The organism is Microcoleus sp. S13_C3 (assembly GCF_036700905.1).
In the GTDB taxonomy this organism is placed as follows: domain Bacteria; phylum Cyanobacteriota; class Cyanobacteriia; order Cyanobacteriales; family Microcoleaceae; genus Microcoleus.
Genome location: NZ_JAUBPT010000069.1, coordinates 1 through 11755, shown reverse-complemented (window position 1 = coordinate 11755; position 11755 = coordinate 1). Strand labels below are relative to the sequence as shown.

General features: G+C 47.8%; 5 protein-coding genes. 3 read left to right on the top strand and 2 right to left on the bottom strand.

What is annotated here, in order from left to right:
• Positions 1 to 82: 82 nt before the first annotated feature.
• Complete coding sequence (locus QUA16_RS19215; RefSeq protein WP_333105246.1) at positions 83 to 862, top strand: MBL fold metallo-hydrolase; 780 nt, start codon at positions 83 to 85, stop codon at positions 860 to 862.
• A 160-nt stretch (positions 863 to 1022) separates the two neighbouring features.
• On the opposite strand, the gene ftsZ is transcribed toward QUA16_RS19215, so the two are convergent.
• The gene (ftsZ, locus tag QUA16_RS19210) at positions 1023 to 2297 is read right to left on the bottom strand and encodes a cell division protein FtsZ (protein ID WP_333105247.1); all 1275 of its coding nucleotides are present in this window, start codon (positions 2295 to 2297) and stop codon (positions 1023 to 1025) included.
• A 335-nt stretch (positions 2298 to 2632) separates the two neighbouring features.
• The gene (locus QUA16_RS19205; protein WP_333105248.1) at positions 2633 to 3535 is read right to left on the bottom strand and encodes an FtsQ-type POTRA domain-containing protein; all 903 of its coding nucleotides are present in this window, start codon (positions 3533 to 3535) and stop codon (positions 2633 to 2635) included.
• A 336-nt stretch (positions 3536 to 3871) separates the two neighbouring features.
• On the opposite strand from QUA16_RS19205, the gene QUA16_RS19200 reads away from it, so the two are divergent.
• Positions 3872 to 5203, top strand: a complete 1332-nt coding sequence (locus QUA16_RS19200) for a P-loop NTPase fold protein (protein WP_333105249.1) — start codon at positions 3872 to 3874, stop codon at positions 5201 to 5203.
• Positions 5204 to 6121: 918 nt separating this feature from the next.
• The gene (locus QUA16_RS19195; protein ID WP_333105250.1) at positions 6122 to 11596 is read left to right on the top strand and encodes a WD40 domain-containing protein; all 5475 of its coding nucleotides are present in this window, start codon (positions 6122 to 6124) and stop codon (positions 11594 to 11596) included.
• Positions 11597 to 11755 lie beyond the last annotated feature (159 nt).

The window sequence follows — 11755 nt, the reverse complement described above, 5'->3', positions numbered from 1 at the left end:
CCTGTGCTTCCGAAACGGTTAAAATTCCCCAAACAAAATTAGCTATGATTAAACCAATTGTAAAGAATTATTGCAAACCACTGTGAAAATCACCCGAATCGACCTCAACTCTTGGATATTCCACATCGCCGGTCAAACCATCCTCGTAGATCCCTGGCTGGTCGATCCCCTCGTATTTTACGGTCAACCCTGGCTGTTCACCGCCTACCACAACACCCCCGTCGCCTTCACTCCCAGCACCTTACCGCCGATCGACCTCATCCTGATTTCCCAAGGATTAGACGACCACTGTCACAGACCAACACTCGAACAGCTAGATCGCACAATTCCCGCGATCGCCTCACCCACCGCCGCCAAAGTCCTCAGCAGTTTAGGCTACACCAATATCACATCTTTAGCAAATTGGCAAGAATTAAATTTTAAAGAAAAGTTACAAATTACTGCCGTACCCGGAGCCGAAATCGGGCCCGGACAAGAAGAAAATGGCTATTTGCTCAAAGATTTAAGCAGTGGCGAGACACTTTATTACGAACCGCACCTACCACCATTAGAAAAAGTCAAACAGAAAATAGACGCAGTAGACGTAGCCATCGCCCCAGTCATCGGTCAAATCTTCCCCTTCCTCGGACAAGTCATCATCGGCCCTTCTGAAGCCCTCAGCCTCGCCCAAACACTGAAACCTCGGTTTTTTCTGCCTACAGCGGCGGGAGACATCCGAGCCACAGGCATTTTACCAATGTTAGTGCGATCGATCGGCAGCATCCCCGAATTTCGCGATTTACTAGCAAAATCGGGACTCTCCACCCAACTCCTCGAACCCGAACCAGGCCAAACCCTGGAAATTTTAGATTTTAGATTTTAGATTTTAGATTTTTTAGATTTTAGATTTTAGATGCTCGATATTTTCGATTTTTTAGATGGGAAAGTGGAGATTCAATGCCAAATCCCCAATCTAAAATCCCAAATCTAAAATCCAAAATCGCCAAATCCCCAATCTAAAATCCAAAATCTAAAATCTAAAATCATCTTGGCGGGCGACGGTTACGCAAAAACTCAGGAATATCCAATCCCAAATCCTGCGGCGGTTTCGCTTTCGGATCGGGCGTTTGTTGAGCAGGAGTCACCGGCACAGTTGCAGCCCGCCAAGGAGCATTAACATTTTGTGTCCGCCCCGGAGGCGGAGACGCCGCAACTTCTCCCGAAAAACCAGTAGCGATCACAGTAATCTTAATTTCGCCCTGAAGCCGCTCGTCAATCACCGCTCCAAAAATAATATTGGCATTCGGATCGACAACCTCGTAAATCGTCTCAGCCGCCGCATTCACCTCGTGCAGCGTCATGTCAGTACCGCCCGTGATGTTAAACACCACACCTCTAGCGCCCTCAATAGACGAAGCTTCCAGCAGAGGCGAAGAAATAGCCTGCATCGCAGCCTCCCTAGCCCGCGACTTGCCAGAACCCACACCGATGCCCATCAAAGCCGAACCCGCATCAGCCATTACTGCCCGCACGTCAGCAAAGTCCACATTCACTAAACCGGGAATAGTAATAATGTCAGAAATACCCTGAACCCCTTGGCGCAGGATATCGTCAGCAACTCGAAAAGCCTCTTGTACCGGCATTTGTTCCGAAATCACAGACAGCAGCTTGTCGTTAGGAATTACGATCAGCGTATCCACGCGGGTTTGCAAAGCCGCAATCCCTTCCTCAGCTTGGCTGGTGCGCCGCCGTCCCTCAAATGTAAAAGGCCGCGTCACTATGCCCACAGTCAAAGCGCCCATTTCCTTAGCGACCTCAGCCACGATCGGAGCCGCGCCCGTGCCGGTACCGCCGCCCATGCCGGCCGTGATAAATACCAAATCCGCATGATTCAGAGCATTAGCAACCTCGTCGCGAGATTCCTCCGCAGCCTTTTGACCGATCGCCGGATTGCCCCCCGCCCCCAAACCGCGCGTCAACTTCTGTCCGACTTGCAAGCGTTTCGGAGCATTTGAGAGAACCAGAGCTTGGGAATCTGTATTCACACACCAAAACTCGACACCAGAAACCTCGCTGGCAATCATCCGGTTAACGGCGTTGCCCCCACCGCCGCCGACGCCAATTACTTTGATTTTGGCAGCACTGCTGGGCATTATGTCTTTGGGATTGACCATAGGATCGATATCAATACTATCTACATTTACATAACCAGACTTGCGTCTAAAGGGATTGGCGGAATCTGCAGCCACCGGAAAATTTTTTACTTCTTCCGAAGGGGGACTGTCTTGGTCAGACCCCTGTCTATTATTAAGCTTCATTAGAGTCGGGGATGGTAGATTAGAGCTTGTTAACTAAACGCCAATTCACAATCAACTATAGGCTAAGTTGCGCGAAAAACTAACACAGATCGATGCTTAATGTTAGCAATCTCGGATTTGGCCGACCTCGCTAGCCCAGACCTCGCTTGACGCCATCCAGGTACTTGACCGGATTAAGGCAGTTGTAAGCAAGGCAGAAGGAAAAAAAATGGATACTAGCCCCAGACGCGGAGCGCTATCCAAAAACTGTGCTGATTGCAAGCCCTGCCTATAGATCCTGATGGGCAAAAATTCTGCCTATCGATCGATACCTTCTACCTTCTGTTGACAGAGGATCAATTCTGGGCGCGAGTTGGTGCGGGAGTTGAACTGTCCAAACTGCCGGGGAGTTCTGGCAAATGGACGATCGGCGAAGCAGGATTTTTCAAGTCAATGTAGGCTATTTTGCTTGAATCTAGCTGTTTTGGCAATTGTCGCATTCGGTCTAAAACCTTAAGTTGCTCCGCAGTCTTGGAACTGTACGGCCCTAAGTGTACGGTACCGATCTCTGTTTTCAAGATCAAGTTGTTCGGGTTTTGCCAATTAATCTCAAACACTTTCACCGTCAAGCCGCTGAGTCCTTCGTAAAACTTCGGCCAAGAGGCGCGATACTGTTCCAAAGGCCCGATGACTTTTAAAGTTGGCAAAGAACGCTGAGGCTGCTTTCCCGGAATGCTGCCGGGCCCGATCGAACTATTCTGCGATCGTACAGCAGTATAACTATCCGACGGCATCCAACCTCCGCGAGCGTCCAGCCACCCCACTTTTTCCTTGTCACTGTTCGATCTCAACACCGCCGTCGGCTGCGCCACCGCCACTGGCAGGCGTTCTGCCACTTCTATAGTCAAACTCGGCGGAAACAAGTTACGAGTCACCTTCGCTTTAGCGATGGGCCCGGTTGACTCCAGCTTTTCGGCCAGCGCCTGCGGTTGAATCCCCCACAGCGACTGCGGGTAAGACAGCGGCACCAAAGACCGCACCGCCTTATCCGATAGCCACTGATTGCCCTCCACCTTCACTTGTTCCGATCGGGCAATCAACCAAGCCGGCTGCCCAATCCACCACAGCAAACCCCCGGCGATCGCGCTTGCTGCCAGCATTTGCCACACAACAGCCGCCAATCGAGCGCGCCTCTGCTGCCGCAACTTTTGGCGCCTGCGCCCTAACTCTGTTTGAGAAACCGCTCCAAAACTAGCCATCTACGTCTTGACAATATAGTAATTAAGGATTAGCACAAATTCCAAACTGTTTAATCTCGGTCTCTTGAGCCTTGTTTTCCCCTACCATTTAACCAGATCCCCGCAAATTTACCCAGACTCCGGCCAATATCAGTAATATCACGGATACCGCTAAGTAATAAAAAATTATTAATTAAAAGTTCCCAATTCCAGCGCCGGGAAAACCCCTTACCAGATAAAGGTTCTTTGGGTATTTAGGGCATTACCCCACAGGGCAAAAGGTTACAAATCAAACTAAACTCAAGTAAGAAAGTTTAGACTTTCGATTAACTTTTTAACTTTTATTCGGCTTCAATTGTGATCGCACTCGAATTAGACAGATTCTATAAAGCATGCAACCCCAGCAAGACCCTTGTTGCGGGAGACCCAGGGGATTATCAATACTACATTGATTTTGGTTCCGTGCGGGGCGGCAAAATCATTGAATCTTTACAGCGAACCATTACCCGCATCTCCCCTGACCAGCCAACCTGTCAGCTATTTACAGGACATATCGGGTGTGGCAAATCTACGGAATTGTTTCGACTCAAAGCTGAGCTCGAACAAGAGGGTTTTTGCGTCGTTTACTTCGAGTCTTCCCAAGACTTAGACATGGGTGATGTAGATATCAGCGATATTTTGCTGAGCATTGCGCGCCAAGTCAGCGAAACTATGGAATCCGCTAAAATCAAACTCAGACCGAGCTATTTTACAAATCTGTTTGCAGAAGTGGCAGAATTTTTGCAGACTCCCATAGATTTGTCAGCGGAAGCGGAGTTATCTATAGGCATTGCTAAAGTTACGGCTAAAACGAAAGACTCTCCCAAACTGCGATCGCAACTCAGGCAATATCTCGAACCCCGCACCAACAGCATCTTGCAGTCCATCAACGAAGAACTCCTCAACAAAGCTAACGCCGAACTCAAGCACCAAGGCAAAAAAGGACTCGCAGTCATCGTTGACAACCTCGATCGCCTCGATGCCTCCCTCAAACCCAGCGGACGCACCCAGCCAGAATACCTGTTTTTAGACCGTGGCGAACAGTTGAAAAAACTCAATTGCCACGTCGTCTACACGATTCCCCTGACTTTGATTTTTTCCAACGACTTCGGCCGCCTCGCCAGTCGATTTGGAGTCAAGCCCAAGGTGATGCCGATGGTACCAGTGCAAGTGCGATCGGGCGAAGACCACCTCGAAGGAATGGCACTGCTGCGGCAGCTAGTATTAGCTAGAGGTTTCCCGAAAGTTGCTCCCCATCAACGCCTTGATTTGATTTCCCAGGTATTTGACTCTCCCGAAACTTTAGATCGGCTTTGTCGGATTAGTGGCGGTCACGTTCGCAATCTACTGATGCTTTTGTATAGCTGTTTGCAGCACGAAGACCCTCCCTTCTCTCGCGAATGCCTCGAAAGCGTCATTCAAGAATATCGCGATGACCTTTTGGGAGCCATCAATGACATGGAATGGGAATTGCTGTTTCAAGTCGTCAGCCGACAAAGTGTCACCGGTGAAGAAGAATCTCAAATCTTATTGCGAAGTATGTTTGTCTTTGAATACCGCGATCAAGAAGGTCGTTGGTTTGGGATTAATCCAGCCCTAGCAGAAACCAGAAAATATAAGGAGTGGCTGCAGCGCACTGAAGCAAAATAGTTGGGATTTTTGAGATAGCTTCGCGACTCTAAGAACCCTTAACCACGAGGGACTTAGAAAGTATTTAACGGAAAATTCATCTCTCAAAACTCCGAAATCTTAGAATCCAATACAGAAATCTGCCAGCGGTTTTTGCCACTGGCTGATTTCTGTTGAATGCTGGCTATAGGCGGTGAACGTTATTTTCGTGTTACCCACATTCCGCAGGTCTTAACATTAATTGGGGATTTTTTGGTAAGAAATGGCTGTAATTCTTTGTCTACAAGCCTCACGCTGATATGTAGAAATATGAGTTTTTATTAAGGAGTGTTTCTTGTTATCAATAGTCATTAATTATCGAGAATATGTTGGCAATTAAATTCCTAGGATGACGTTTTCTCGTCAACATATTTTTGACTATGTTAAGAACTGCGGAATGTGGGGTGTAAAACTTTGCCGCCACTAAGGACTTTGCCCACTCTCAACTCTCATATCTGCAATGTCAGACCCCCGATGTCTGTTTTTACCTGTTGGTCTTAACTTCACATAATTCCATCCCGGACGACAATTGTTTTGGCTGTTGTGTTAAATGCCTGCTACAGATATATGGGAGTTGTTTACTAATAGCTAGTAGTCCTTATGAGGATAAACTTAGCGGTTGGCTATTTACGATCTGTAGTCCTTTATATATACCTGAATCAAAAAATCTAAGATAACCTTAAATTTTTATTGGCAAGTCTAGCATTCTATGAGATTGAGAGGTATGATATCTTTACATTGGATCTAATAAATATGTAAGTATTGATAGGACAAGTACGGAAAACTACGTATTTATACAGAGATAAAGCGTGAGACAGAGACGGCGATGTCTAAGTAGATACGCTTTCAGTCACGATTGGCGAGCGTTAGGTAATTGATTAATGCAAAAGAGGTGCACGCATGACCGATCTAATTAAGGTACAAGAAACTGCCAACTACAACGAGCGATCGCTCAAAACTCTGGTCAGGTCAATCACAATGTCTCAACACCAATTCTCGCTAATTTTGGTGCGTTGCAACTACGCGCAGTTGCGGCAGCAAATAGCGCAGCGGCTGCGAGAAGTGTCCCCAGTTCCAATTCAAGATATCGTCCTGCCACCTTCAGTCAAAACCCTCTACACGACCCTGCAGGCAAGCACTTTTCACGAGGGGTACTCGCCTGTGGGTGCCGCCTCGGCTTTGATGGTATTCGGTTTAGAAACAGTAGTAGCGATCGACGAATTGATGGCTTCTACCAATCAAGTGCGAGACGAATTTCGCAAAAATTTTTCCTGCCCAGTGATTTTGTGGGTAACAGATGACATCGTGACCAAAATGATTCGTCTGGCCCCGGATTTCAAAAGTTGGGCCGCCGCCACAATTAAATTTGAAATGGGCGTTGACGAATTAATTAATTTCCTCGCTAGGCGGGCCGATACTATATTTAAAATAGGCGAACTTAATCAAGAACTCGCCAGCAGCAACGTCAGCACCATCGCTAATTGTGAGACCTGCGACACCCAGTGCGAAAAACGCGACATGGAGCGCGAACTCAGCCCCGGAGAACGCTTTCTAACTTTTAACTCAGGATCCCAAAACCCACGACAATCAGATGTCCACTCGTATTCGCCATTGAGTCCGGGCAATACCTTCGATTTGGCGATCGGCTCTTTGCCACGCCGAGAACTAGAATTAGCTTTAAGAGATTTACAAAATCGCGGTGAAGAATTAGAACCCGCCCTCAAAGCCAGCCTGCAATTCGTTCTCGGTCGAGATTACTATGTCAGCGATCAAACCGAAACAGCCTTAATTCACTACCAAGAAAGTTTAGCATTTTGGCAGCAGCAAACGGGCAACTGGGAACTGGCAAACTTGGAAAATTCCGAAAACCCAGAAACCTTCCCCTCCTTGTCGAATCCTGTCCCCAATATTTTATTTTTAGAGAGAGAAGGCATCGTGCTGTTTCACATAGCCCTGTGTCACCGCTTGCAAGCAGCCAGAAACCCGGTTGCCAACCGCCAGCACTGGGAACAAGCTTGGATTAGCCTGGAACAATCTAGAAACGCTTTCTCCCTTGCCTCACGCCTCGAATTGGTAGCTGAGGTGACAGCACACCTCGGAGAAGTGCTGCAGCGCCTGAAAGCTTGGGGAGAGTTGCAAGCATTAGCTGAAAATTCTTTGCAGTTGCACTTCACTTACGGTACTCCCAGCCAACTAGCTCAAGATTACGGCTTTTTGGCTGAAGTTGCCCTGCAAGAGTCGAGGTGGAGTCAAGCCCGCCAGCTAGCCGAGTTGGCTTTGGCGATTTTGGATCAAACGCCTAATGATTTGAGATTGCTGATTGAAGATTTGAGATTGGGGTTTGAGGGAAATTATCCAGAATTTCTCGGCCCTAACGAGTTAAGTAACGAACCCAAATCTAAAATCCAACATCCTAAATCCGACAGGAGTTCGTATCTTTTACTTTTAGCCCGAAGTTTGCGGCAGCTAGGCCAGTGGGAAGCGGCGGTTCGTTCTTTGGAGTTGGCTCAATCTCAAAGCGAGCCGAAGTACGACCCCCGACTTTACATCGATATTTTGACGGAATTGCAAGCGGTTTATTTCGAGCAGGGAGAGTATCTTAAAGCGTTTCGGATTAAAAAAACCCAGCGTTCGATCGAATATCAATACGGATTTAGAGCTTTTATCGGAGCCAGCCAATTGCAGCAGCAGCGCCAAGCGGTCAATCCTTCAGGCCCCTCAGCTCAAAACCAAGCTGCCATCGCAGCCTCCATGACAGCTTACTCGCGCCAAACAGATATCAATAGCTTGCTAGAAAGAATTAGCAGGGACGACCATAAATTAACTATTATTCATGGGCCCAGCGGAGTCGGGAAAAGTTCTCTAGTCAATGCCGGCTTAGTACCAGCTTTGAAAAATATTACTCCGGGCGCGCGGGATACATTGCCTGTAGTAGTCAAAGTTTACACCGACTGGCTGGTGGAGTTAGAAAATGCTTTGAACAGCGCACTGTACGACAAACAAGCCGAAGAGGAAAGTAAATTAATCTCCAAAGGACTACAGGAAATCCACAAAAGAAGTTGCTCGCTTATTCCGGCTCGCAGCTCGGAAGTCTCTTCTTTTATTATAGAGCAGTTGCGCGAAAATGCCACAAATAATTTGTTGACTGTGCTGATTTTCGATCAATTTGAAGAGTTTTTCTTTGTTTCGACTTCAGTGGCACAAAGACAACTTTTTTATAATTTTTTGCGTTTGTTTTTGAACTTGCCTTATGTCAAGATCATTCTGTGCTTGCGCGAAGATTATTTGCACTACTTACTAGATTGCGATCGCTTCCCTAATCTGGACGCTATTAACAATAATATTCTCGACAAAAGTATCCGCTACCAACTGCGGAGTTTTTCTATCAAAGACGCGCGGGCTGTCATCGGACACTTAACAGAACGGGCGGAATTTTATTTAGAGCCGGCACTGATCGATGCCTTCGTAGAAGATTTAGCAGACGAACTGCAAGAAGTGCGACCAATCGAATTGCAGGTAGTAGGAGCGCAACTGCAAGAAGAAGGTATTACCAGTCTAGCACACTACCAGCAATTGGGGGACAATCCCAAAGCGGAATTAGTGAAACGATCGCTCGAAAGAGTCATCTCTGACTGTGGCCTGGTTAACGAAGACGCAGCTTGGAAAATCTTGTTTTCCCTGACAGATGAAAGAGGCGTTAGACTGATAAAAACTAAACACGAACTCTCATTAGTTACAGGCTCGCAGCCAGCCGAGACCCGCGAAACCGAATTATCGGCGATCGGCAGAAACCGAATTCCCCTACCGCGACACTTCGCTGCATACCCTGAAAGCCGACAAAAGAAAACCGACAACCTCGACTTAATTTTAGACATTTTAGTTGGTCACGGTTTGCTATTTCTGCTACGAGAAGCCCCCGAAGACCGCTATCAATTGGTACACGACTATTTAGTGCGACCGATCCGCCAAAGATTCGGCTTAGAAGCGAGACTGCACAAAGCAGAAGCAGACAAAAAAATGAGTCAAGCACAGCTCTACCGAGCCAATACTTTTCTCAAACAACTGCTGGGATTAGCAGTGATAGGCGTCATGCTGCTCACCAGTTCCACCATCGCCGCCGTAAATTTTTGGTGGCGGGCTGTGGGTCAAAAACAGCTAGCTGTCGCTCAAACTCAGCGAGCCGAAATCAGTACCCTGACAGCCGCTTCAGAAGCACTTTATTTCTCAAACAACAAATTTGACGCCATGATGGAAAGTTTGAGAGCTGGTAAAAAGTGGAAACACATCGAACACTCCCAACAAATGTCTACTCTCAAAGACACCGAAATTCTGATTTCTGCTGCCCTCCAGCAGGCAGTTTATGGAGTTAAAGAACGCAACCGCTTGGAAGGACACGGCGATGTAGTTTGGGGTCTTAGCTTCAGTCCAGACGGTGAAACAATAGCTTCTTCCAGTGTAGATAAAACAGTCAAAATTTGGCGGCGCGACGGCAGTTTGCAGGCAACTTTCAAAGGTCATACTAACAGCGTCTCCTGTGTCACGTTCAGTCCCGACAACAAAATAATAGCCTCGGCCAGTTTAGATAAAACTGTCAAGATTTGGCAAACAGACGGCAGTTTACTGGCAACTTTCAAAGGGCATACTAATAGCGTTACCAGCGTTGCTTTTAGTTCTGACGGTCAAACGATCGCCAGTGGCTCTACAGACAAAACTATCAAACTTTGGAAAACCGATGGCACGCTGCTGCGAACGATCGAACAATTTGCTCCCGTAAATTGGCTAAGCTTCAGCCGCGACGGCAAAATAATCGCTGTGGCGAGCGATGACGGTACTGTGAAACTGTGGAGTTCCGACGGTAAGTTAATCGCTAATTTATGGCACAGCGAAAACAGACAACCCTCGAAAATTTACACCGTCAGTTTCTCCCCCGATGGTGAAACGATCGCCAGTGCGGGTGAAGATAAAACGGTAAAAATCTGGAGCATCGCTGCACTCAAACACCCACCAACAGAAAATTCAACACCAGCAAAAAAAGGTGAACTGCTAGCAACTTTGCGGGGACACAGCAGGTGGGTATTTGGTGTCAGTTTCTCCCCCGACGGTCAAACACTTGCTTCTGGAAGTGCAGACGGGACTGTCAAACTCTGGAGTCTTGCTGGTGTTGGCGACAAACGCCCAACCGATGCTAGCAACATTAAACCAGAGAGTCGCTTACTGAGAACTTTTGAGGGACACGCCGATCGAGTTACTCAGGTGAGTTTTAGCCCGGAAGGCAAAACCTTGGCTTCGGCAAGTTTTGACAAAACTATCAGGCTGTGGCGACTCGATGACGTGCCGCTCAAAACCCTCGACGGACACCAAAACCGCGTGCAAGGCGTTACTTTTAGCCCCGACGGCCAAAGGCTGGCTTCTGCTTCTACGGACAAAACTATCAAACTCTGGAGTCGCACGGGAGTTTTGCTCGAAACCTTGGAAGGACACACTCAGAGAGTCGCCAGCGTCAGTTTTAGCCCCGACGGCCAGCTACTTGCTTCTGGGAGTTACGACAAAACGGTGAAGGTGTGGAGTTTGACAGAAGATGGCATGAATAATATTCTCCCTTGTCCTTCGGCTCCGCTATTCCCGTGTTCGCCTTCTGTGCTGTTCACTCTCGACGGCCACGCTGACAGCGTGATGAGCGTGAGTTTTAGCCCCGACAGCGAGATTCTGGCAACGGCTAGCAAGGATAAGACTGTGAAACTCTGGACTAGAAACGGCAGGCTGATTAAGACTTTGACGGGACACACAGGCTGGGTGACTGGGGTGACTTTCAGTCCCGACGGCTCGATGCTGGCTTCTGCAAGCGATGATGGTACTCTCAAACTCTGGAATCGGGACGGTCGTTTGCTGAGAACTTTTGAAGGAGCTCACAACAGTTTTGTGTTGGGGGTTGCTTTTAGCCCTGATGGCAAAATGCTGGCTTCGGCTGGTTACGACAATTCGGTGAAATTGTGGAAGGTAGATGGGACTTTGGTGGCGACGCTGCTGAAGGGTTCTAGCGACAGCGTTACTAGCGTTGCTTTTAGCCCGGATGGTTTGTTGGTTGCTTCGGGCAGTTACGATCATAAGGTGAAGCTTTGGAGTCGCAGCGGGACTTTGCTGAAAACTTTGACGGGTCACAAGGATAGCGTGATGAGTGTGAGTTTTAGCCCGGATGGAAAGGTTCTGGCTTCTGCGGGCAGGGATAATCGGGTGATTTTGTGGAATTTGGATCTTGACGATTTGCTCGTGAGGGGCTGTGACTGGGTGGGCGATTATCTGAGAACTAATCCTAATGTGAGCGATCGCGATCGGCGTCTCTGTGAGGGGGTTGGGGCAAAACCAAATCAATTTTAGATTTTAGATTTTAGATTTTCGATTGGGGGATTGAGTCGATTTTCGATTTTCGATTTTAGATTTTAGATTGGGGGATTCAGTGCATTTTAGATTTTACTCACCCCCTTGATGAGCTCGATCGCTAATTTCTCCCCCTCTCCCCCTCTCCCCCTCTCCCCC